This is a genomic window from Streptomyces finlayi (assembly GCF_014216315.1).
GTDB classification, from domain to species: domain Bacteria; phylum Actinomycetota; class Actinomycetes; order Streptomycetales; family Streptomycetaceae; genus Streptomyces; species Streptomyces finlayi_A.
In genome coordinates this window covers 4,281,908-4,303,646 of sequence record NZ_CP045702.1, presented here as the reverse complement: position 1 = coordinate 4,303,646, position 21,739 = coordinate 4,281,908, and the positions used below count along the sequence as shown (strand labels likewise).

Here is a 21,739-nt window from a genome sequence, read left to right as displayed (position 1 = left end):
CCGTCGCCCATGGAGCAGCCGCAGATGACCCACGAGGAGCCTCGGATCAGCGATCCGGCGTCCATCCCGATGACCACCGTGCACGCACCGCCGGGGTACCGCGTCATCACCGTCGAGGAGGCGGAGCAGCGGTTCCGGGTCTCCGCCGACGTCGGCTACCCGTACGCCGACTTCGCCGGCGAGCAGGAGATCAGGAGATCAGGAGATCAGGAGATCAGGCTGTACGAGGGTGGTCTGCACGTCACGGGTCATCTGGAGCCGGAGGGCGACAGCGACTGGGTGCCGTACAACACCATCGTGAACGGTGATCTCACCGTCGCGGCGACCTGGACTGGTGGGACGACAGCGGCGGCAACTTCTACGTGGTGAGCGGCAGTCTGCGGGCCCGCAACGTGTTCCTGTCCGGCTGCCCGAACGTAGTGGTGCACGGCGACCTGGAGGTGGCGGGCGGCGTCTGCACCTCGCACGGGGACGACGGCGGCATCCTCACGGTGCGCGGCCGCACCCGCGCCCAACTCGTCATCGGCATGCTGTACTTCAACCTGGTCTTCGCCGAGCAGCCGCAGGCCCTGGACGCCGTCCTGCTGCCCGAGCTCCTCGACGACCACGGCATGGCCGACGCGCGGAAGATCCAGGAGGCCCTGCGCGAGGGGCGGCAGGTGCTGCGGGCGGGGGTGCGGCCGAGCCACCTGGCCACCCTGGAGGAGCTGGACGCGCTGCTGGGCCGGGCGGAAGAGGTGACCGAACTCGACCTGTCCGAACGCAAGCTGAGGCACTTCCCCGAGCAACTCCTCTCCTTCCCCAATCTGCGGGTCCTCTCCCTGGCGGGCAACGCCGAGCTCAAGACAATCGACCCGCGGATCGGCGAGCTGGCCTCCCTCGAAGAACTCACCCTGGCCGGGGCACAGCTGACCGGGCTGCCCGAGTCCATCGGCCGGCTGCGGAACCTGCGGCACCTTCAACCAGTCCGGCTACAGCGGCATCGACGGGCTCTACTCCAAAGCGATCGGCACGAAGGACGACAGCGCCCGCTCCAAGCTGGTCGTGCAGATGGAGCAGAAGCTGCACGATGAGATGAATCCGATGTTCTCCGGCATCCAGCTGACGAACGACGTGCGGCTCGGGAGCAAGATCACCGGGGCGCCGTCAGCATTCGACTACGTTTACTACCCATGGGCGGCTCACCTCAGCGGAACTGGCAAGTAGTCCTTCGGTGCAGCTCAGTTGGAACGCGCGGTTATCGGGTTGGCACAACAGCCGTTCCCCTGTGTGCCTCCAGTTGTGCGGCTGAGCAGGAGCCGGTCTGCACGGTGGCTGCACGCTTGGCCACCAAATGGCCACCACGCCATTCCGAACAGGCCGAGGCGGATCGACGGCGAGCGACAAAAGGCCAGTTCACAGCCTTGCAGGGCAGAATCACTACCGACCGTCAACCTCAGACCTACGCATTACGATGCGTAGACCATGAGCATCCGATTAGCCCGAATCCCAAGGTCAACGAAACGAAGAAACCCCAGGTCAGAGGCCTGACCTGGGGTTCACCTTGGAGCCGCCTTCGGGATTCGAACCCGAGACCTACGCATTACGAGACCGTGAGCGATCATGCCGCCGGATGCTGCGTGATGCCGTCGGGTGATGTCGTGCCTGATCAGAGCACATGCGACGGGTTGACCCCTGCTACCTCGTGATGCACTGTCCAAAGGCATCCGGCCACCGGCTGGCCACCGAGACTGGCCCAGCAGACGACAAGACGCCGTATCGATGGGGTTGTCGGACTCCTACAGGCCACACCGTGTACTCCTCCTCCGGCCAGCCCCGTGCATGCTCGTACCGCTGCCGGCAGAAGCGGCGGGCGGGACTCTGCGACGTGACGCCCTGCCGACACAGCCACTACCTCACCCAACGCCCTGACCTCCAGGCAGCGCGCATCCGCCGTCACGCCCCGAGCACGCGGGGGGCACGATGGGTGAGGCGGCGCATCACGCTTGTGGGCCGCAGGCCGTTCTCCACCTGAAGGAGGAAGGAAACCGGGGAATTGCTGAGGGCCTCGTCGCGCTGCTTGCTGATCTGCCGCTGGTAGCCCACCAGGCCGAAAGCGAGGCCAAGGGCGGAGGCGTAGGGCAGCCCTCCCGCCGCATAGCCGCCCACGGCTCCCAAGACTGCAGGCGCTTCCGTCTGAACGTTGAGCACTCCAGTGGCCGCGTCGATCTTGAGGCTCTTCATCGCGGCCTTGAGGTCGTTCAGTGGGCGCTCGAAGCGGGTCCGGTGCAACTGTCGCAGGCGGGCGGCGAGAACTTCGCGATCCTCGATCTCCGCGAGGTGCTCCTGCATCTCACGTGCAACGCTGTCGACCTCATCCATGAAGGTCTCGAACTCGGCCCCGTGTTTCTGCCGGAGTTCGATCACCTTACCGACCGACACATTCGCCAGGTCTGCTGGCAGGACCATCCGGACGGCCAGCTCTCCCAGAACCGCGGACACGGACTGGTCGGCCCGCGGTTGCCGGCCCCGCAGCAGAACGGTCCTGACACGTTCGGTGTCCCATTCCTGGCTCGCCCGGTGCGCCGCCATCTGGTCCGTTGTCGGCACCAGGTGGTTACGCCGCGCAAGCTCATCGGTCAGCGCACACTTGTAGACCCACGCCAGCATCGGGTCCATAGAGATCCACGTGCCGGACGTCTCCCGCCCCTCGAACGTGGGGCGGTCCGCGTTGATGGCCAGCCCTTCAGCGATCAGCGCCTCACGTAGGACCGGTGAGACCTCCTGCCAGTACAAATGAGCGATGTACCCACCAGGGCGGCCGTCGGAATGGGTATCTCTATGGGCGTTCGGGACGTAGAGGTTGGTACGCCGCAAGGACGGCGGTACGACCGTGCTCTCGCGGATCTGCCATTCGCGGATCTCGTAGTACCGGCGCAACGTCCCGGCGTGTTCGCGGATGGTCTCCAGAAAGGGGGCCTCCACGGCTGCGGGGGCCGCACCGGGCTCAACCGGAACGAAGAAGTCGAGTCCATCGGCCAGGGCCTTGCCTGTCTCTGAATCCCGGACGGGGTAGTCCCGGGGAACCACGCGAGCCAACTGCGGCCAGTACAAGGCCGCCACCTTCATCCAGTCATCGTTCTGGACGTGCACGTACGGGTAGTACAACCCGGTCTGCCGCATGCTTCCCACTACCCCTAGTCAATTCCAGCCTGACCTCTGTACTGATCATCATCCAGCAGCGCGGGTTGAGGAGGGTAGCCACTGATGCGACGCCGCGCTCTCGTCACCGTGGGTGATGCTGCGCGAGTGCGGTCCACCGTCCCGAGGCCGTCGGCTCCCTTCCCTCTGGAATATCCCTCTGCCCGTTTCGATTGCTTCTCTTGTACCGATCACGGGAGGGGGACGGTGATGGCCGAGCTGATGTTGTTCCGGCGAGACGCAGGCGGGCGGGACGTCGAGCTGCCCGGTTCGACGGTGGCGCTGGAGGTCGAACTGCAGCGGCGGGTCGAGGCCGGCCTGGAGGCGATGCTCGGTATCCGGTTCCTAGCGTCGGAGTACCCGACCGGTCCGTGGCACCGGGGCCGGATCGACACCCTCGGGCTGGACGAGAACGGCAGCCCTGTAGTGATCGAGTTCAAAAAGGGCTCCGACAGCGGGGTGCTGTCGCAGGCCGTCTCGTACCTGTCCTGGCTGGAGTCGGCGCACCACGAGTTCGAGGCACTCGTGCGGAAGGTGCTGGGCGCGGAGGCTGCCGGGTCGATTGACTGGCGTCGACCTCGGATGGTCTGTATCGCGGCTAGCTTCTCCCACCACGACCGTGTGGCCGTGCAGCGGCTGCCCGAGCGGATCGACCTGGTGCGCTACCGGATCTTCGAAGGCGGCCTGCTGAGCTTGCTGCTCGTCGACTCCTCGCCCGGCTTCCCGGCCGCCGCTTCGTCCCGGCGAAATCGGGAGCGGGAGGCGGCGGTCGACGTCGCGGCGGCGGCCCCGGTGGCTCCTTCGCCGGCGGATGCCAGCCTCGTACCGGAGTGCCTGCGGGACCTGTACGCGGAGGTGGACGACGCGCTCACGGCATGGGGCGAGGTCGAGGTGGCGCCGCTGCGGCACTACATCGCCTACCGGCGGCTGGTGAACGTGGCGTCGGTGCTCTTCCGCCCAAAGCACGAGGCGATCCTGGTCTATCTCAGACTCGACCCGGATTCGGTCGCGCTGGAGGAGGGCTTCACCCGGGACATGCGCGGCATCGGGCACCTCGGGACCGGGGACCTGGAGGTACGCCTCGCTTCGGCAGCCGACCTGGAGAAGGCGGTGCCGTTGATCCGGCGGGCATTCGAGGCGGCTTGACGCAAACAGAAGGGCGGCTGGAGCATCGGTTACTCGATGCTCCAGCCGCCCTTTGGCGTCTGCGGTCCGCGGACCCCGGGCTCTCCGCTCTCATGCTCATGCCTCCGGACCGGCCAGCTCGAAGTCGTCCTTTGTCAGTTCGGCGCGCAGCCGCTCCTCGGCGACGTCGGCGTAGTGCGCGGACAGCTCGACGCCCACAAAGCGGCGTCCCTCGCGCAGGGCCGCGACCCCCGTGGAGCCGCTGCCGGTGAACGGGTCGAGCACAGTGCCGCCCTCGGGGCAGACCTGGACGAGCTGCTGCATGACCTCGACCGGCTTCTGGGTGATGTGGACACGGCCCTTGCGGGGCTGGGAGGCGATGTAATGACCCGGCAGGTAGAGGTCGCGGGTGTTGTCGAGGGATCCCTTGACGCCCCAGATGATGAACTCCGAGTCCTGCTTCGGCCCGCCCTTGCGGGGCCGGCTGGAGGGCTTGATCCACGGGATGGTGCCACTCCAGGTCCACCCGGCCATCTGCAGGGCGTCCGAGGTGGTCGGTTCCTGTCGCCAGTCGGTGAAGACCATGGCGACCGCGTGCTCGGTCGAGGCCCGGTACGCCTCGGTGAGCAGTTCGGTCAGCCAGGATCGGTAGGAACGCTGGTCGCGGTTCTCTCCGGGGAAGTTCTGCAGGTCGTGCGCACTGTTGCTGGTGACGTACTTGGCTCGCGCGGTGCGACCGGTGCGGTCCGAACTGGTACGCCCGCCGGAGTTGTACGGCGGGTCGGTGATGACGGCGTTGACGCTCTCGTCCGGGAGGGTCTTCAGCACGGTGAGGGCATCGCCTCGGTGCAGCGTGTAGCTCATGTGCGGGGCCTCTTTCAGGGCACGGCGGGATTGAACCCGCTCCGGGCGTCGCTCAACAGCGGTCGTTTCGAGCGGGGTTGCGCCGGAGGTTAGTCGCGAATTCCGGCCGCGCCTAACGAGCCGTTGTCTCTGTCCGAGGCCGAGCCCGGGAGCCGTTTGGCGCGGCCGGAATCCGGGTCTACTGTCTCGCCATGTCACCGGGGCAGAGCAGCGCTCCACCCTCGCTGACCTGTGCTTATCCGTGTTGTCTCGTCCGAATGGGCAGCACGGCAGGCCCGTTAGCCCTTCGTCCGAGAAGCCGTGAGGAGAACCGGTGTTCCGCCTGAGATTACGAGCGCGGCTGGCTGCCGCGCTTGACCCGAGACCGGCGTCCGGGAGCTACCAACTCCCCTGACCCGGGCCCGCCCTGAGAGGCGGATTCACATCGGCGCGGTGCCGACGGCTTTGCACGAGAAGTCGGCACCGCGCCTCCTACGAACCACGAGGAGCCGCTGCGATGCAGCATGCCCTGACACCCCCGCGCCCCGACCCAATACCGCTGCCCGACTGGCACCGCCGTGCCGGTGAACGGCAGCGGCGATGAAGAAGACCACCGGAGCCGTCGTCGGTCTCTTCGCCTCCGGCCCGCTACTGCTGGCCGTTCCCATCCTCGCCATCGGTGCCGGTACGGCTTCGGCCTCTTGCTCGACCGGCGATGCACAGTCTGTGGATACCGCGGCCGTTGCCTCACAGGTGAAGGCCATCCTGGACGGTGGCGACAAGGGTGCAGTCTCCGTGCCGGGTCTGGATGATCCAGCCGGCCAGGTACCCAACGCCAAGACGATCCAGGCCACAGGCGTCGCGATGAACATTCCGGCCCGGGGGCAGGTCGTGGCCCTGGCAACCGCCCTCCAGGAGAGCGGCCTTCGGAACTTGACCTACGGTGACCGCGACTCGCTGGGACTGTTCCAGCAGCGGCCGTCGCAGGGATGGGGCACGGCGAACGAGATCCTCGATCCGGTCCACTCCTCGACCAAGTTCTACGAGGGGCTGCAGAAGGTCTCCGGCTGGCAGTCCCTGTCTGTCACCCAGGCCGCTCAGGCGGTACAGCGGTCAGGCTTCCCGGAGGCATACGCCAAGTGGGAGCCCCTGGCCACCGCCCTGCAGAAGGCCATCGAACCCCTGCTGTCGAAGACCGGCGGCGCGTCGCCGAGCCCTTCTCCGTCTGGCTCTGCCGGCACCCCTGCCTCCACTACCGCGGGCGGTTGTACGACCGGCGGGGACGGAACCGACTTCGGGACCATCCCGGCAGGCGCGGTGCCGGCCGGATACAAGATCGGGGCCGATGCTCCGGCGAAGGTCCAGACAGCGATCCGTTGGGCGCTCGGCCAGCTCAACACGGCGTACCAGTGGGGCGGGAGTTGCACCGACTCTCACGGGCCCGACCCCATGGGCCGGTGCGACTGCTCCTCCCTGATGCAGCAGGCGTACAAGGCCGCCGGGGTCACCTTGACGCGGACGACATACACACAGGTCAAGGAGGGTAAGGCGGCTTCGGCCGACGCTCTCCAGCCCGGCGACCTCGTCTTCACCGAAGGAACGGCGGACGTCCCTGAACACGTCGGCATGTTCATCGGACAGGGGCTGATCATCAACGCCCCACATACCGGTGACGTGGTCCGCATCGCGACTCTCGCGTCCTGGAAATCGCAGATTCTCGCGGCCCGCCGAGTCGTCTGACCGGCGCTTCTTCCCTCATCCCCTTCTTCTCGCATCGCCGCTCCGCCCGCTCGGGCTTCAGCGTGCCATGAATCGAACTGGAGTTCGTTATGTATCTCGCCGACAAGGTCATCCAGCTCGCCTACGACCCGGGGATCAAGCCGAACGAGGGCGGGCTGCCGGGCCTCGCCGTCCTCAAGCAGGTGATGGGCTCCGTCAACCTCTTCGGCATCATCGCAGTGGTCGGCGCGCTCGCCGTCAGCGCGGGCGTGTGGGCCTGGGGCCACCACTCCGGCGGCCATCAGGCCGAGGCCAACGGCAAGAAGGGCGTGCTGGTCAGCGCTGGCGCGGCCCTTCTGCTGGGTGCCGCAAACGGCGTGGTCGCGTTCTTCAGCACGCTGGGGACGCAGGTCCACTAATGCCTTCCCACTCCTCGAACCCCGGCGGCGCATCTCGCGTGCGCCGCCGGGCGCTGCTCGGCACTGCCGTTCTGGTGGTGCTCGTCGCCCTCGCCGGCTTGGCTGCCTACCTCACCCGCGATGGCAGGGGCTCCTCCAAAGCTGAAGCCCCACCCGCGAGTTCGTCTTCTCCTTCCTCGTCGGCTGCTTCGCCGTCCGGGTCACCCTCGCCGAGGTCACACCATCGCTCCCTCCCGACTCCACCGGACACCCACGATCCGATCGCGTTCGGCAAGGCGGCTGCAGAGGCGTTGTGGTCCTACGACACCCGCGCGTACTCCCAGGCAGAGCTGCTGACCGCCCTGCACCGGTGGCTGACCACCGAGACCAAGTACGCCGACCCCGCCTCGGTCGACGCGGTCGTTCCCTCGCCCGTGCTGTGGAAGGAAATGGCCGCCAACGACCAGTTCGCCACCGCCAAGGTCAACGAGGGTCACTTCCCGAACTCGTTCACCCAGGCCCTTCAGGCGAATCCCGGAACGATCACACAGGCGTACGTCTACGCCGTGACCGTCTCCGGCAAGCAGTCGATCGCCTGGAAGGGCTCGTCTGCCGGTGGTGCGGAGAACCGCGTCACCACCCTCGCGGTCCAGTGCCGCCCTTCCCACCCGTGTGCACTGGCCGGCGTCATGCCGTCCGTCGCGCCGTGACCACCAATCCAGAAAGGAGGTATCGCCATGGGAGTCTGCGACTTTCCGCTGATGGACAAGGTGTGCGGTGCTGTTGACTTCGCCACCAACCCCGCCGGGGCCGTCACCGACGGCATCGGAGCATGGATCGCGAAGTCGGCGGGCGAACTGGCAGCCAGCGCTGCAGACCTCGCTGCGAAGGCCGTCAACCAGACCACCGCCATCGATCTCAACGCCGGTTGGTTCCGGGACAACTACGAACTACTGCTTCCCATCGGGCTCGCGCTGACCGTCGGTACGTTCTGCATCCAGTTGATGTTCGCGGCCTGGCGGCGGGACGAACGCGCCCTGGCTCAGGCAGCCATCGGCACCATGACGGGCATCCTCTTCAGCTTCTGCGCCATCGCCTTCACGACCGTGGCCATCACCGTGGTCGACGCCCTGTCCGACGGCCTGTTCAAAGCAGCCAACAGCTCAGTCGACGATGCGATCCGCCGTGTGGTGAAGGTCAACGAACTGGGGGCGATGTACGGCCTCGGCTGGGGAGTCCCAGCTCTGGTCGCCCTAGGATGCGCGATCGGCGCGTTCATGTACTGGGGCGTCATGGTCGCTCGTAAGGTCGGCGTCCTGGTCCTGGTCGCCCTCGCTGTCTTCGCCGGAGCCGGTGGAGGCTGGGAGGTCGCCAAGCGGTGGCGGCGCGGCTGGATCGAGGCCACCGCCACGCTGGTCGTCTCGAAACTCCTGATGACCGTGGTCTTCCTCATCGGCGTCTCGGCGATGGGCAAGTCGGATGCCCACGACGGCATGGCCGCGCTGTCCGACGCGATGGCAGGCATCGTCGTGATGGTGCTGGTCCTGCTGTGCCCTTACGCCACATACAAGTTCGTCCACTGGGCCAGCGACGGCGGAGGCCACGACGACCTGCACCGCACCGGCGTCGCTGGCATGGCGGTCGCCGCAGGGGCTGCGAAGACCGCGGGCAGTCTGGCGATGCAGGCCAGCACCGGCACGCCTGCACCGCAGGGACCGAGCCAGGTCCCCGGCGCGGGCAGCGACGGTGTCGCCTCCGGCATCAGCCCCTCCGGCGGCAACCTCAGCAAGGAGGGCATCGACGGCGGACCGTCCAAGCCGCAGACCAGCTTCCGGTACGGCGAAGACTCGAACGCTTCCGGTGACAAGGGTCGAGCCCTGATCCAGCGCCCCGGTATCCCGCCGCTCATCACCCGATCCGGCGAGGGCGAATCGGGAGGTTCCGAAGGAGACTCCGCGGGTGGCCAGTTCGCTGCCGCTTCGGCTGCGGGCAGCAGCGTGACCCGCGCTGGTACCGCGCCGCCGGCAGGTTCTGCAGCACCGCCGCCGTCCTCCACAGGGCCGTCGGCAACCGGCTCTCCGACGCCGACGAACTGGATCTATCCCAGCCAGCCGCCGTCGGGTTCCTGACCCCTCACATCCGGGGGCGGGCTGCGCCCGCAGCCCGCCCCCACGCCCCGCACCACCGATCACCAGAAACGGAGCCCTGCCATGACCTCCAGAAGAGCGCCGCGCGCCCCGCCCCCGCCCGCTCCCACCGTCTGGAATCACCATGTCCGACAAGCCCCAGGCCGAAGCCACCACGGCCAGCGTCAAATTTCCGCACCGCTCGCGGCGCGGCATCCTGCTCGGCCTGACCGCCTCGCAACTGATCGTCGTCAGCCTCACCGGCCTTCTTCTGCTCGCCGTGATCCTCACCCGCGGCGTGGTCGGCGCCCTCGAACTCATTCCGGTCTGGGCCGCCATCGCCCTCCTCGTCTTCGTCCGCTACCGAGGCCGCGCCCTGGCCGACTGGGCTCCGATCGTCACCCGGTACGTCCTGCGCCGAATGCGGGGCCAGTTGATCTGGCTCACCCGGCCTTCCCGGCGCCCGGTCCGCGAAGGACTCCTCCACCTGCCCGGTACCGCCGCCAGCCTGCGCGTGGTCACCGCACCCGACCGCCGGTACGGCGCGGTCCACAACCCCCACACCGGCACGCTGACCGCCGTCGTCAAGGTGTCCTCCCGCGCCTACGCGCTGCTCGACCCGGGCACCCAGAACGCCAACGTCAACGGCTGGGGGCGTGCCATAGCCGCGCTGGCCCGTACCGGTCAGGTCGCCCGGATCCAGGTGATCGAGCGCACCGTCCCGGACTCTGGTGACGCGCTGCGCCGGTACTGGGAGGAGCACGGCCAGCCCCATGCTCCCGTAGCAGGTGCGATCTACAGCGAGCTGATCCAGAGCGCCGGCCCGGCGGCGGCACCGCACGAGGCTTACGTCGCGGTGTCCCTGGACGCCAAGGCCGCACGGCGGCTGATCAATCAGGCCGGTGGCGGCCTCACCGGGTCCTTCAGCGTCCTGGCGCAACTGACCTCGACCTTCGATCAGGCCGCGCGAACCGCCGGGCTCAACCCCACTGGCTGGCTCACCGCCCGCGAGATCGCGGCCGTCGTGCGAACCGCGTATGACCCCAAGGCCCTTGCACCGCTCGACCGTTGGTCTACCGCAGGACGCCCCGAGGCTGAGCCCGCTGCTGCCGGTCCGGTCGTGGTCGTCGAGAAGTCGGATCACATCATGACTGACTCGGCCGTCCACGCCACGTACTGGGTGGAGAACTGGCCCCGCACCGAAACCAGCGCGGGCTTCCTGCACCAGCTCCTGTTCACCGCCGGGGTCCGGCGCACGCTGTCGCTGTCGTACGAGCCGAAGGGACTGGACGCCGCCCTGCGCGACGTGCAGCGCAAGAAGTCCAGCGTGATCGCCGACGCCGCCGAGCGAGCCCGGCGGGGCCAGGTCGATTCCGAGGCGGACTCGATCGAGTACCAGGACATCAAGTCCCGAGAGCGTCAGCTCATCGCGGGCCACGCGGATGTCGCCCTGACCGGCCTACTGACCGTTTCGGCGGACTCGGAGGAGGAACTCCGCTCCGCCTGCGCCGTCGTAGAGACCGCCGCCGTCGGTGCCCAGCTCGACCTCCGGCCACTCACCTGGCAGCAGGCCGAAGCGTTCACCGTCGCCGCCATGCCGCTCGGCCTCGCCGCCTGATGCCGGCCCTCCTTCCCCCCGAAAGAGCACCCCCATGTCCCGCACCGCTAGCCCGACCGCGCAGGACTTCGTGCCCTTCGCCACCGCCGCGCTCGACTTCCACCGAGCGCTCAACATTCCGGGTGGTCCCCTAGTCACCACGCGCGCGGAGCTGGACGCCCTGCACGCCCATCTTGTCTCGCTGCACGGCCTGCTCGATGCGCATGCCGCCCGCACCGGCCAGCTCGTGCCGGTCGAAGGAGACCAGCTCCGCGCCACCCGCACCCGGATCTGGCAGGCCGCCGACCACGTCCACGCCGCGTACCACGCGGCACCCCGCCCGGACTCCGGCGAGGTGCCCGAACGCGAGGCGTGCCAGGCGGGCCTGCCCGAGGGCGCGCCGGAGCTGACCATCTGCCAGCGCCACCAGCGCACCGCGCACCTGGTGCGCCGCCGCACCACCCCGGCCGACCTGCACGCGCCGTTCACGGGTCTCGTCCGCCGCTGACCCGCCTTCCGTCTGGAGAAACGTTCATGCCCCGCACCCGCGCCAGCGCCTCCCACCTGTTCGTCCCCCGCAAAGCGTCACGCGCCGAGCAGCGTGCCGCCCGCGCAGGTTTCGCCGAGGCCCGCCGCCAGGCCCGCCTCGCCGGAGCCTCACCGAAGCACCGCGCCGAGGAACACCTCGACCCGGAACTGCGGCCGACCTACCCGCCGTCCGGACGCCCCGGCTCCTCCTCGGCCCGGGGCGGCAAGCTCAACCTCCCCTCCCACCGCATGACCACCGCCACCGTCAGCGGCGCCTATCCGTTTCTCGCAGAGGGCGGCCTGGGCGCCGAAGGGATCTTCATCGGACGGGACGTACACGCGGAGGCGGCGTTCTGCTACGACCCGTTCTCGCTGTACAGCAGCGGGCGGATCGAGGGCTTCACGAATCCGAACGCCGTCTTGGCCGGGATCATCGGCATGGGCAAGTCCGCGCTGGCCAAGTCGATAGCTACCCGAGCGATTGCCCATGGCTACCGGGTCTATGTTCCCTGCGATCCCAAGGGAGAGTGGACGGCCGTCGCGCAGGCCCTCGGCGGCTACAGCATCGCGCTGGGACCAGGGCTTCCGGGTCGACTGAACCCGCTTGATGCTCCGGCCCGGCCCGCTTCGGTGAGCGAGGGCGACTGGTCGACCGAGGTTCGAAAGCGCCGCCTCCTTCTCCTGGCGGGCCTGGCGCGCACCGTGCTGAAGCGCGATCTCCTGCCGATGGAGCACACCGCCCTGGACCTTGCTCTCGACCTGGTCGTCGCCGAGGCCGACGCCTGTGGCACGGTGCCGCTGCTCGGCGAGATCGCACATGCCCTCGGTTCGCCCGAGCGCCTCGACCGTGCCCTCGGCGACCAGGTCGGACACATGGGGCCCGCTGCACAGGACCTCGCGCATGCGCTTCGCCGGCTGGTGCACGGCGACCTGAGCGGAATGTTCGACGCTCCCTCGACGGTGGCCTTCGACCCGACCACCCCGATGCTGTCCATCGACCTCTCCCGTCTCGGCGGGTCCGGTGACGACACCGCCTTGGTGCTGGCGATGACCTGCGCTTCGGCATGGATGGAATCCGCGCTCGCCGACCCGGACGGGGGCAGGCGCTGGGTGATCTACGACGAGGCGTGGCGGGTGATGCGGCACGTCGGTCTGCTGGAACGCATGCAGTCGCAGTGGAAGCTCTCTCGCGGACTCGGCATCGCGAACTTGATGGTTATCCACCGCCTCAGCGACCTGCTCAGCGCAGGCGATGCTGGCTCGCGCGGCCGAGTGCTGGCCGAGGGCCTGTTGGCCGACTGCTCCACCCGCATCATCTACCGCCAGGAACCAGACCAGCTCGCTGCTGCGGCTTCCCTGCTCGGCCTGACCGGCGTAGAGACCCAGGCCGTGTCTGCCCTGACCAAGGGCCGGGGCCTGTGGAAGGTCGCGGGCCGGAGCTTCATCACCCAGCACATCCTGCACCCCGCCGAGCGAGAGCTGTTCGACACCGACGCCCGAATGTCGGCCTAGCTCAACTACCGCACTGAACAAGGGAGTTGAGCCGTGTCGTTAACCGTACCGCGACCAGACCACCGAGTCCACGGGGGAGGTGCCGCCTCGGGCGCGAGTCCACGCACCATCGCACCGACTGGTGGCTGGGTCGACCGCCTTGCTGCCGCCCGTCCCGAGGAGTTCGCCGAGCTGTTCCACGAGGCGCTCACGGACGACTTCGGGGCGGTGGCCCGGCTGCACCAGATGCTCGAAACCGCCTCGGAATGGTGCCGCGCCCACGGAGCCCGTGGCAGCGCCTCCGAATTGGACGCCCTGACCGACCGCCTAACCGATCTCGGCGACGAGCTGCACCTCGTGGGGGAGGGCCTGGGCCACGAGATCCACTCCCGCTCGCACCGCGCGGCAGCGGCGGCTCGCATCTCCCCGGCCGTGGCGGTCAGCGGGCCTTCCGTCGGCCAGCAGACCCAGGCTCCTGCACCCATCCCACCCTCCGCCGTCCGCTCACTGCCGCGCTCGCGGTGAGCAAAGGCACAAGAACAAGGACCCATCGTGCCCGAAATTCCCGCACTCCATGAAGACCAGCCAGCATCGACCGCCGATCACCTGGCGTGGCGGCAGCATGTCCCGGCCCTAGCTGCTGCCGCCACCGGCATCGGTCAGGCGTCCGACGCCTGGGATGCAGTCTCGGACTCCTTCTGCGGAACCGACAACTGGCCCATCGACGAGAAGGGCTATGCGGACGGGAAGGTGAAGCGTGACGCCGAGGCGTGGAGGCACGTTGAGGTCTTCCTCGCCCACGGCCCCGAGGTACTGGCCGGTGTCCGCGCCGCCGCCAGCGGTGCCGATTACGTCGAGGGGCCGATCAGCGAGGACCTCCGGCGGCTACGCGGCATCGACACCAGCCTGGAACGAGCAGGCCAGATCCGGCACGAGTGGGACCAGGTCTTGGCGCTCATGGACGCCTCACAACCCGGTTCGCGAGAGATGTACGCGAGCCGGGCGGAGGAAATCCGCAATTCCGAAGGCTGGCACTACGCCGACGAGTTGTCATACCAAGGGCCGGCGCTCGCGCGGGCTGGCGACTACTTGGCCAACCGGGTGGACACAGATCAGCCTCCGCAGGCTGAACGTGCCCAGGTAGCGCTCGCGCGGTCCACACCAGGCAACTGCGGGACTCCCCCTGCTTCGCCTCCTGCACCGCCCGCGTCGAACCCGGCGGCCCCGCGTCGTTCCCGCTGACGCCTCTAGCACTGATTCTTGGCGGTACCAAACCGGTCATTCGCCGGATCCTCATGGAACGCCGCTACCCCCATCGCCCCAGCGCCTGCGGCTCGCGTCGTCGGCTGCTGGGGCACCCCGCCATGGAGAAGCCTCATGCACCCCGACCAGTCCTCCCTCCGACGGGAGGTCGCCGCCGTAACCGCTCGCACCAGCACTCCTCCTCTGCACTCCACTGCCAGCGCCCCGGAACGGGAGCACGGGTACGGGCACCTCACCGCTCCCCTTCGGCAGCGTGGCCTGGAGTGCACCGTCGAGTACGGCCTCAGCGACTACATCGTCCACGTCGCGCTCCCTGACGGCAGTTCGTTGATCGTCTCGCCACCCCAGGAGCCGTCGACCGACCATCCACCCGGACATCCCGAGAGCTGGCTGGTGACCCGCGGGCATCCCAACGACTCCACACTCCACGAAGTGATCTACGACTCGGAGCCAGCCGGTCCCCACGCACGGCACGGCGGCAGTGTCCCGAAGATGCTCGCCGCCGTCGACGCGCGTCTTGATCAGCTCGACGTCCCTCCACGGCCGGGCTCTGCCTCGCCGCGCGTGACTGCTGCCCTCGCGCTCTCGCCGACCGCTCAGCGCACGAGCCCAGCACCACTGCCAGCCGCTTCGGCCGTGCGCCCCGCGCTGCCGGCCGCCCGTCCCCCGTCCGTACCCGGTCGCTGACCGCTTCCCGCCTTGGAGTGCGCCTTGTCCCGCACCAGCAGAACCATCCCGGCCCTCGACCGCCTCTGCCCCCGAGCTTGCACCGGATGGATCAGCAATGCCCACCCACTACGACTCGCTTCCCGACATCGCAATCGGCCGCCACCCCGACTACGGCATCGTCGCTGCGAACCCGAAACAACTCGCTGCCAGCACATGGATGTTGAAGGGCTTCGACTTTCACCCGGTCCCTGACCAGCCGACGCTATACGCGCTGGCCGACCAGCAGCGTGACGGACAGGGTCGCGCCACCCGGGCCGTCGCACTGCTACGCAAGGCCGGCTACCAGGTCGACGTGGATGCCGCGTTTGACCCCTCGCTGGCCTCCGGTGGGACTCCCGTCCGTGACCGGCCCCCGCGCATAGATCCCGACGTCGCGTTCGCCGAGCATCCGCGGCTCGGCATCGTCGCGGCCACCAGCGACCACTCCTCCGCGCTCGGCGGCCGACTGATCCTGGAGGAACACGGCTGGCGGCTGAACCCGAACCTGGATATCTACACGCTGCCCATCACCGCCGACCGAAGCGAGGCCCTGGAGAAGGTCGCCAGCGCCACGGTGTCGATGCACCGATCCGATCTCCAGGTCGCGGTGCAGCCCCGTCTCGCCCAGGAGGTGAGTGCGCGCCGCCCTCCTGCACCCGCGCCAGCCGCGCGCCACGAGCGCAGTCAGGGCTTCACCACCCGCAAGTTCCCCGTTAGCGCCGCCGCGCTCGCCGCCAGCCCAGCCCGCGCCGGCCTCCCGGGCAAGGCGCCGGTTCCCGCTCCCGCCGCGTCCGCTCCGGCGGCCCGGCCGGTCGACCCGCGCATCGCGTTCTCCCGCAATCGCTGACCCAACTTCCGTAAGGAGCAGTTCCCATGGCCGTGAAGACCATCTGGCAGATCACCCACTCCTGCGGGCATCAGGCCGAGCGCGACCTGTCCGACCGGGCAGCCGACCGTCGCGCGGGCTTCGCCGAATGGCTCGCAAAGCAGGAGTGCACCGACTGCTGGCGGGCCGCCAAGGACGGCGACGAGCAGGACAAGGCCGCCTGGCTGGAGGTCAAGCGGGCCGAAGAGCAGGCCGAATCCGACGCCTGGTCTCAGCAGTACCGGATGCCTCCTCTGGAGGGGACCGAGCGAGCGGTCGCCTGGGGTGTGCGCTGTCGCCACCAGGTCCTCGCCGCTGCCTACACCGCCCTGGTCCTCGAAGGCGAGACCAGCGAGACGGAGTGGGAGGAGATCGAGGAGGCCGCTCGCACCGTCACCCGTGCCGGGTGGTGGATCGACCAGCGCTCCTCCGAGCCCGACGACCTCTCGGAACTGCTCCAGGCAGCCACCGAAGCCGACCGGCCGACCGAGAACCCCCACTTCTGACCGCCCGGTGCCTCGCTTCGGCGGGGCACCGGCTCCCCTATCAAGGACCTGGATACCCCATGCCCGAGTACCCCCTGCGCTGCGATGTGCGGCGCACCGAGAGCACCACGGACCTCCTCGGCCACCTCCACCGCAGCGAGCCAGGCTTCGCCCCATACCTGCTTACCGCCTGGTCCCCGGAGCTGACCGCCCAGGAGACCGTCGTCCTGCCGCACCTGGCATCGCTGCTCGATGAACCGGTCGCGCTGCGGAAACCGCGGAGCGGTCACACCGCGTCCCGGCGGCTCACCTGGCACTGCGCCATTCGCAACACCACCGACGTGGAACTCGACGACGACGACTGGTTCGAGCTGACGCGCGAGGTTCTCGACGCCACAGGTATTGAGCCGGACGCCGATCCGGCGGCCTGCCGATGGGTGGCCATGCGCAACCAGGCCAGCGGGCTCGACATCGTCGCGACCGTCATCCGCCAGGACGGCCGCTGGGCCCGGTTGCACAACGACGCCTACTTCGCTCGCGCCGCCTGCGCGAACTTTACCTACGACCACGGCCTCGACGTCCCGGGGTGAGCGGCGTCTACCAGTGATCTCCGGCCGGGCCAAATCGCGGATTCTGCGGATCCTCTCTCCCTGACAGCCCGAAGACCGGGCTCCTGTTCGCCACTCCCCTTCGAGGTAGACGCCGTGATCGCCCACCTGCAGCGCGCCAGCAACACCGCCGGCCTGCTCTCGTACCTGTACGGGCCGGGCGAACGCGGTAACCACACCAGCCCCCGGCTGATCGCGGGCGACGGCCACGGAGCCCCGATCGACCTGCTCGCCGAGTCTGGCTCGCTGCCGTACTTGGCCCGTGCCCTCGACGCCCCCGTCGAACGCCTCGGGGCCCGCGCACCCGAACGGCCGGTTTGGATCTGCTCGGTCCGCTCCAACCCTCGCCGACCGGACCTCACCGACTCGCAGTGGGCCACGGTCGCCCGCCGCCTCGTGGCCGTCACCGGCATCGCCCCAGAAGGCGATCCGGACGCCTGCCGGTGGATCGCCCTGCGCAACCAGCCCCGGCAGGTGCACGTCGTGGCCACCCTCGCTCGTGAGGACGGCAGCCTCCACAACGCCTACCGCGACGCCTTCCGCCTCCAGACCGAGTGCCACCGCCTCGCCACCGAGCTGGGCCATCTGCCCATCGCTCCGCACCCGACAACCCGCGCCCAGGAGACCCACGTGCCTGCCCCCTCCATCACCATCACCGCCGAGCCCAGCGGCAGCGTCTCGGCGAAGGGCGCCAGCGACGACCTTTCCGCCACGCTCCTCAAGCACGCCGGCTTCCAGCAGATCGAGGACTGGTACGGCCGACGCCATCGCCTTCCCACCACCACCCCGGCCTCTGATCGCGCAGCCATCGCCACCCACGCGGCCGAGATGCTCCGCGCCGCCCGCTACGGCGTCGACCTCGACCCCTCCCTTGACACCGCCCGGACGGCCACCCCGGCAAACCCGCTCGGGCCCTACACCGCCGGAGCGGAACTCCTCCGACTCACCGACCAGATCAGGTCTGCCGAGAACGGTGAGGACCTCCGACGAGCGGTCGACCACCTTCTTCATCCCGAACACGGCGCACTGGAGCGTGTCCGCGAAGCGCTGGAGGCGGCGGGCGAGCAGATCACAGACCTCGACGACGAGTCGTACCGGCTCGCCGACCGGTTCGACGTCGCGGCCGAGTTCGTCAGCGCAGCACGGTCGGAACTCAGCGGCTCAGAAGCCGAGTTGTTTCGTGTCGGCCCTGCGCCGCAGCCCCAGGACCAGACGCAGACGCACCCTCCGAGGCTCCCCGACCCCCGAAGCGCAGCTCTCGCCACATCGCCCGCAGCGGCTAAGGCCAAGGTCTCCTCAACCTCCGGTGCTGGGGCATCGGACGCCAGCGCGGCCGTACGTCCGTCGCAGGCCCCTGGTCCTCGGGCGCGGTGACCCAGATGATCTCTTCACGCGCTCCCATCGCCGGCCTGCCGCGCACCTATCTCATGCGGGCCACCGACGCCCTGGCCAGTGCGACGGCCACCTACGCCATCCCGCTCCTGGTCCTGGTCACCACCGGCTCCACTGCCCTGACCGGTCTTGCGTTCCTTCTCGAATGGGCACCTCGCCTGGCGGCCTTCTCCTTCGCCGGATCGATGGTCGACCGGTGGGGTGCCGGCCGTGTCTTCCGGCAGTCCAACCTGGTCCGTACCGCTGTGGTCACCCTGGCCGGTGCGGTGCTGCTCGTCCTGCCCGGCGCCGGGACGATGACAACTTGTGTGGTCCTGGCCTTCGGTGCTGTCTCCGGGCTGCTCGCGGAGGTTTCCTTCGTCGCGATGGAGACTCTTGGTGCTGAGACCAGCCGCCGGTTGGGCAATGCGGCCCACCGGGTGCAGGCCGCACAGACAGGGATCGACCAGGGCGCGATGCTCGTCGGTCCGCTTCTGGGCGGCCTGCTGCTTCTGGCCAGCCCCGCCCTGCTCCTGACCGCGGTCGCGTTGTTGGCCCTGACCGCTGCCGTGACCACATCTGGCGATGTCGGCGCCACGGGTCACAGCCCGGAGCCCAGCAGTCTTCTGACCGGGTGGGCAACCCTTCGCCGTACCCCAGCACTCGCCTGGTTGGTCGGCGGCCTGGCCGCCTCCAACTTGGCCACCGGCGTCCTGCAGGCCGCCGCCCCGATCACGGTCATCGACCACTTCCACTACTCCACCGTCGCCGTGGGCTCGGTCTGGAGCGCGGCAGCCGTTGCCTCCCTGATTGCCGTGTGGATCAGTCGTCGTGCGATCGATCGCTTCGGCATCTGGCCGGTCGGCGCGGTGACGGCTGCTGTCTCAACCACGGCGTGCCTGGCGACCGCCCTAGCGCCGAGCTTCGCCACGTACACCGTGGCGGTGGCGGCGGTCATGGCTGGCGAAGGCGCGATGACCGTCGTCCTGCGCACGCTGCGGTCCCGTCTCATCCCGGCGCAGGCGTTCGGCTCCACCCTGGCGGTGACGATCATCCTGGTGTTGCTGCCGTTGCCGCTGGCCGGAGTCCTGATCGCGCTCGTACCCCCTGCTGGCATTCCGCACCTGCTGCTGGCGTGCGCTGCTCTTCAGGGCCTGGCGCTGAGCGCATGCTTCGCCGGTCTGCGACGGCACCGCGCCGCCTGCGACCTGCCCCACCCACAGGTCTCTCCGCTCCGCAAGGAGCCCGCCCCAGCAGCGGATGCCGTGTGAACGGTCGCTGAGCGGCCCAGTGCACCTTGCCCTTCCTCCTCATACCCACCACCGCATCACGGAGGCTCCCCATGTCCCGATCTACTCGCCCGCTGCTGATCGTCGTCGGCGGCACCGATTCCGTCTATCGCGGCTACTGCGTCGAACAGGCCGCCGCCGCGTACCCGATCGCGCTGATCGACACCAAGCCGCCGTCCAGGCAGGAGCACCTGGTGGTCGACCACGAGGTCGCCGACACTCTCGACCCGGAGGCCGTGGTCGCTGCCGGCCTGGCCCTGGCCGCTCGGCATCCCATCGCCGGAGTCGTCACCTGGGACGAGTACACGCTCGTGCCGACCGCTGAACTCGCCGCACGCCTCAACGTGCCCGGAAACAGTCCGGCGGCGATGACTGCCTGCCGGGACAAGGCGACCAGCCGACGCCTGTTCGCCGAGCACAACGTGCCTTCAGCCACGTCCACCCGCGTCGACAACCTGACCGACGCGAAAGTCGCCGCGCTCCGCACCGGTTTCCCGGTCGTCCTCAAGCCGTCCTCCCATGCTGCCAGCATCGGCGTCATCCGCGTCGATACGCCCGAGGAACTGCCTGCCGCCTGGGAGTTCGCTGCCGCCGGAGCCGGTGAGCAAGGCCCGGAAGGCAGCGGTGTCCTGGTCGAGGAGTACCTGTCCGGCCCGGAGATATCGGTGGAGTGCGTCACTCAGCGCGGCGTCACCACCGCACTGGCCGTCACCCGCAAGGAGGTCGCCTTCCCTCCGTACTTCGAGGAGGTCGGCCACACCGTGACTGCAGGCGACCCGCTCTTGCCCGAAGTCGCCTCCATTGCCGCCCAGGCCGTGCGGTCGCTGGGTGTCACGGCTGGCGTCCAGCACGTTGAGATGCGCCTCACCGCGTCCGGTCCGCGGATCATCGAGGTCAATTCCCGGATCGGCGGCGACCTGATCGGGCAGCTCGTCCGCCTTGCCACCGGCCTCGACCTACCTCGGATCGCGGCCGACATCGCCTGCGGACAGATTCCCGACCTGACGCCCACGGCGCACACCACCGCCGCGATAAAGATCATTTATCCCCTGGCCACAGGCACCATCGCCGCGCGCGACCTGGCGATCCACCCTGGTCCGGAGCACCCGTGGCTTCACCAGGTGACCTGGCTCCGAGACGTCGGGGAGCGGGTCGTACTGCCGCCGTCGGGCAACCTCGACACCAGCCGGGTCGGCTTCGTCATCGTCACCGCCGACAGCGCCGAAGAGGCCCAGGACTCTCTCTCGTGCCTCGCCGACGCTGTGACTATGTCGATCACCCCGTGAACCTTCCGCTGCCTTCCTCCGCCACAAGACCGGCATGCGGACCTGCGTCCGTCCATCCGGGTGGGGAGCACGTCAGCCTCGTGCCCCCACCCATCCCGGAAGTCCAGCGCACGACCGAGGAGCAACCGTGCCCGAGTTCTACCCGAGTATCGGCGAGGCCGTCGGCGCCGCGATGAAGCACAACATCCGGCTCGCCCATGGCAACGAAACGCCGGGCCTCGACAAGCCTCTGCAGGTCCGCCACCTGCCCCACCCTTCCTCCGACCCGTACTCCGTCCCCGGGATGATCGCCCGGCTCACCGAGACCGCGACGCCCAATGAGGTCGCCGGAATCATCGAGGAGGTCAACGGCGCATTGGTCGGGGCTCTCCCGCAGCTGACCGAACTCGTCGCCGCTGCCGCCGACTGGACCCGTGTCCGTCTGACGTTTGACGACCCGAATCACAACCCCACCTTCGAGACCTGGACACGGCTGGCCGCTGCCCACGGGATGCTCCTGGACGTCCAGGAGCAGTTGGAGATCGCCGAGGACGGGATCGCCGCGTGTCCTGCCGAACTCACCGATCCCAGGCACCACGAGATGGTTAACGTCCTGCGGACCAGGGAGCTGCTCAGCGACGTCCTCGGTGCTGGTCCGGTCGCTCCGGCCCCGCCGGCCGCCGATGGCAACGCGGAAGCGAACCGGCAGCGCGCTGCCCGTACCTCCTCGCCGAAGGCTGCCGCCCAGCGCCCGGCCTCCCCGGCCAGCTCCGACGCGGTGCCGAGCACTCCGCCGCCCCGAGCCCCTCGTACCCGATAGCCCTGACCGCCGACCCCCTTCCTAAACAGGAGCTTCCTCGATGACCAGCAGAAGAGCG

General features: G+C 69.0%; 23 protein-coding genes. 21 read left to right on the top strand and 2 right to left on the bottom strand.

Going from position 1 to position 21,739, the window contains the following annotated elements:
• Positions 1-9 precede the first annotated feature (9 nt).
• Genes F0344_RS19935 through F0344_RS19925 form a run of 3 tightly spaced genes read left to right on the top strand, consistent with a single transcriptional unit; the run spans position 10 to position 1,206 of the window.
• Positions 10-369, top strand: a complete 360-nt coding sequence (locus F0344_RS19935) for a hypothetical protein (protein WP_185300072.1) — start codon at positions 10-12, stop codon at positions 367-369.
• Positions 366-1,073, top strand: a complete 708-nt coding sequence (locus F0344_RS19930) for a leucine-rich repeat domain-containing protein (RefSeq protein ID WP_185300071.1) — start codon at positions 366-368, stop codon at positions 1,071-1,073. The genes F0344_RS19935 and F0344_RS19930 overlap by 4 nt, the downstream gene beginning before the upstream one ends.
• Entirely contained in the window at positions 1,051-1,206 is a 156-nt protein-coding gene (locus F0344_RS19925; protein ID WP_185300070.1) for a hypothetical protein, read from the top strand. The genes F0344_RS19930 and F0344_RS19925 overlap by 23 nt, the downstream gene beginning before the upstream one ends.
• A gap of 729 nt (positions 1,207-1,935) precedes the next feature.
• Here the strand turns inward: F0344_RS19925 and F0344_RS19920 are convergent.
• Positions 1,936-3,162, bottom strand: coding sequence for a DUF6236 family protein (locus F0344_RS19920; protein ID WP_185300069.1), 1,227 nt, complete (start codon positions 3,160-3,162; stop codon positions 1,936-1,938).
• Positions 3,163-3,390: 228 nt separating this feature from the next.
• Between F0344_RS19920 and F0344_RS19915 the strand changes: the two genes are divergently transcribed.
• Positions 3,391-4,326: a DUF5655 domain-containing protein gene (locus F0344_RS19915; protein ID WP_185300068.1), complete on the top strand. Its 936-nt coding sequence runs from the start codon at positions 3,391-3,393 to the stop codon at positions 4,324-4,326.
• A gap of 96 nt (positions 4,327-4,422) precedes the next feature.
• On the opposite strand, the gene F0344_RS19910 is transcribed toward F0344_RS19915, so the two are convergent.
• A complete protein-coding gene (locus F0344_RS19910; protein WP_185300067.1) occupies positions 4,423-5,169 on the bottom strand; it encodes a DNA-methyltransferase in 747 nt (248 codons plus the stop codon).
• A 579-nt stretch (positions 5,170-5,748) separates the two neighbouring features.
• Between F0344_RS19910 and F0344_RS19905 the strand changes: the two genes are divergently transcribed.
• The 17 genes from F0344_RS19905 (at position 5,749) to F0344_RS19825 (ending at position 21,681) form a co-directional block, all read left to right on the top strand.
• The gene (locus F0344_RS19905) at positions 5,749-6,888 is read left to right on the top strand and encodes a C40 family peptidase (RefSeq protein WP_185300066.1); all 1,140 of its coding nucleotides are present in this window, start codon (positions 5,749-5,751) and stop codon (positions 6,886-6,888) included.
• A gap of 89 nt (positions 6,889-6,977) precedes the next feature.
• Positions 6,978-7,286, top strand: a complete 309-nt coding sequence (locus F0344_RS19900) for a DUF6112 family protein (protein ID WP_185300065.1) — start codon at positions 6,978-6,980, stop codon at positions 7,284-7,286.
• Positions 7,286-7,975 (top strand): hypothetical protein, encoded by a 690-nt coding sequence (locus F0344_RS19895; RefSeq protein ID WP_185300064.1) that lies wholly within the window; start codon positions 7,286-7,288, stop codon positions 7,973-7,975. Before F0344_RS19900 ends, F0344_RS19895 begins: the two co-directional genes overlap by 1 nt.
• Before the next feature lie 27 nt (positions 7,976-8,002).
• On the top strand, positions 8,003-9,394 hold the full coding sequence (locus tag F0344_RS19890) for an SCO6881 family protein (RefSeq protein ID WP_185300063.1): 1,392 nt from the start codon (positions 8,003-8,005) through the stop codon (positions 9,392-9,394).
• Between the two features lie 142 nt (positions 9,395-9,536).
• Positions 9,537-11,009: an SCO6880 family protein gene (locus F0344_RS19885; RefSeq protein WP_185300062.1), complete on the top strand. Its 1,473-nt coding sequence runs from the start codon at positions 9,537-9,539 to the stop codon at positions 11,007-11,009.
• A gap of 34 nt (positions 11,010-11,043) precedes the next feature.
• A complete protein-coding gene (locus F0344_RS19880; protein WP_185300061.1) occupies positions 11,044-11,496 on the top strand; it encodes a DUF6238 family protein in 453 nt (150 codons plus the stop codon).
• A gap of 26 nt (positions 11,497-11,522) precedes the next feature.
• Positions 11,523-13,028, top strand: coding sequence for an ATP-binding protein (locus F0344_RS19875; protein ID WP_185300060.1), 1,506 nt, complete (start codon positions 11,523-11,525; stop codon positions 13,026-13,028).
• A gap of 33 nt (positions 13,029-13,061) precedes the next feature.
• On the top strand, positions 13,062-13,532 hold the full coding sequence (locus tag F0344_RS19870) for a hypothetical protein (RefSeq protein ID WP_258050016.1): 471 nt from the start codon (positions 13,062-13,064) through the stop codon (positions 13,530-13,532).
• A gap of 81 nt (positions 13,533-13,613) precedes the next feature.
• On the top strand, positions 13,614-14,249 hold the full coding sequence (locus tag F0344_RS19865) for a hypothetical protein (RefSeq protein ID WP_185302778.1): 636 nt from the start codon (positions 13,614-13,616) through the stop codon (positions 14,247-14,249).
• 135 nt (positions 14,250-14,384) lie between these two features.
• Positions 14,385-14,957 (top strand): hypothetical protein, encoded by a 573-nt coding sequence (locus tag F0344_RS19860; RefSeq protein ID WP_185300059.1) that lies wholly within the window; start codon positions 14,385-14,387, stop codon positions 14,955-14,957.
• A gap of 97 nt (positions 14,958-15,054) precedes the next feature.
• Complete coding sequence (locus F0344_RS19855) at positions 15,055-15,825, top strand: hypothetical protein (RefSeq protein ID WP_185300058.1); 771 nt, start codon at positions 15,055-15,057, stop codon at positions 15,823-15,825.
• Between the two features lie 26 nt (positions 15,826-15,851).
• Positions 15,852-16,349, top strand: coding sequence for a hypothetical protein (locus tag F0344_RS19850; protein WP_185300057.1), 498 nt, complete (start codon positions 15,852-15,854; stop codon positions 16,347-16,349).
• Between the two features lie 59 nt (positions 16,350-16,408).
• Positions 16,409-16,918, top strand: a complete 510-nt coding sequence (locus F0344_RS19845; RefSeq protein ID WP_185300056.1) for a hypothetical protein — start codon at positions 16,409-16,411, stop codon at positions 16,916-16,918.
• 114 nt (positions 16,919-17,032) lie between these two features.
• On the top strand, positions 17,033-18,310 hold the full coding sequence (locus tag F0344_RS35960; protein WP_258050015.1) for a hypothetical protein: 1,278 nt from the start codon (positions 17,033-17,035) through the stop codon (positions 18,308-18,310).
• A 5-nt stretch (positions 18,311-18,315) separates the two neighbouring features.
• Positions 18,316-19,578, top strand: a complete 1,263-nt coding sequence (locus F0344_RS19835; RefSeq protein WP_185300055.1) for an MFS transporter — start codon at positions 18,316-18,318, stop codon at positions 19,576-19,578.
• 71 nt (positions 19,579-19,649) lie between these two features.
• The gene (locus F0344_RS19830; RefSeq protein ID WP_185300054.1) at positions 19,650-20,882 is read left to right on the top strand and encodes an ATP-grasp domain-containing protein; all 1,233 of its coding nucleotides are present in this window, start codon (positions 19,650-19,652) and stop codon (positions 20,880-20,882) included.
• Between the two features lie 127 nt (positions 20,883-21,009).
• Positions 21,010-21,681 carry a hypothetical protein gene (locus F0344_RS19825; RefSeq protein WP_185300053.1) on the top strand — a complete coding sequence of 224 codons (672 nt, stop codon included), beginning with the start codon at positions 21,010-21,012 and terminating at the stop codon, positions 21,679-21,681.
• Positions 21,682-21,739 lie beyond the last annotated feature (58 nt).

Excerpts from the sequence above, each read along its gene's own strand:
- F0344_RS19830 (WP_185300054.1), top strand. The coding sequence starts at position 19,650 with ATGTCCCGATCTACTCGCCCGCTGCTGATCGTCGTCGGCGGCACCGAT.
- F0344_RS19860 (WP_185300059.1), top strand. The coding sequence starts at position 14,385 with ATGCACCCCGACCAGTCCTCCCTCCGACGGGAGGTCGCCGCCGTAACC.
- F0344_RS19855 (WP_185300058.1), top strand. The coding sequence starts at position 15,055 with ATGCCCACCCACTACGACTCGCTTCCCGACATCGCAATCGGCCGCCAC.
- F0344_RS19935 (WP_185300072.1), top strand. The coding sequence starts at position 10 with ATGGAGCAGCCGCAGATGACCCACGAGGAGCCTCGGATCAGCGATCCG.
- F0344_RS19880 (WP_185300061.1), top strand. The coding sequence starts at position 11,044 with ATGTCCCGCACCGCTAGCCCGACCGCGCAGGACTTCGTGCCCTTCGCC.
- F0344_RS19850 (WP_185300057.1), top strand. The coding sequence starts at position 15,852 with ATGGCCGTGAAGACCATCTGGCAGATCACCCACTCCTGCGGGCATCAG.
- F0344_RS19910 (WP_185300067.1), bottom strand. The coding sequence starts at position 5,169 with ATGAGCTACACGCTGCACCGAGGCGATGCCCTCACCGTGCTGAAGACC.
- F0344_RS19920 (WP_185300069.1), bottom strand. The coding sequence starts at position 3,162 with ATGCGGCAGACCGGGTTGTACTACCCGTACGTGCACGTCCAGAACGAT.
- F0344_RS19895 (WP_185300064.1), top strand. The coding sequence starts at position 7,286 with ATGCCTTCCCACTCCTCGAACCCCGGCGGCGCATCTCGCGTGCGCCGC.
- F0344_RS19915 (WP_185300068.1), top strand. The coding sequence starts at position 3,391 with ATGGCCGAGCTGATGTTGTTCCGGCGAGACGCAGGCGGGCGGGACGTC.
- F0344_RS19875 (WP_185300060.1), top strand. The coding sequence starts at position 11,523 with ATGCCCCGCACCCGCGCCAGCGCCTCCCACCTGTTCGTCCCCCGCAAA.
- F0344_RS19905 (WP_185300066.1), top strand. The coding sequence starts at position 5,749 with ATGAAGAAGACCACCGGAGCCGTCGTCGGTCTCTTCGCCTCCGGCCCG.
- F0344_RS19845 (WP_185300056.1), top strand. The coding sequence starts at position 16,409 with ATGCCCGAGTACCCCCTGCGCTGCGATGTGCGGCGCACCGAGAGCACC.
- F0344_RS19835 (WP_185300055.1), top strand. The coding sequence starts at position 18,316 with ATGATCTCTTCACGCGCTCCCATCGCCGGCCTGCCGCGCACCTATCTC.
- F0344_RS19885 (WP_185300062.1), top strand. The coding sequence starts at position 9,537 with ATGTCCGACAAGCCCCAGGCCGAAGCCACCACGGCCAGCGTCAAATTT.
- F0344_RS19925 (WP_185300070.1), top strand. The coding sequence starts at position 1,051 with ATGGAGCAGAAGCTGCACGATGAGATGAATCCGATGTTCTCCGGCATC.
- F0344_RS19900 (WP_185300065.1), top strand. The coding sequence starts at position 6,978 with ATGTATCTCGCCGACAAGGTCATCCAGCTCGCCTACGACCCGGGGATC.
- F0344_RS19890 (WP_185300063.1), top strand. The coding sequence starts at position 8,003 with ATGGGAGTCTGCGACTTTCCGCTGATGGACAAGGTGTGCGGTGCTGTT.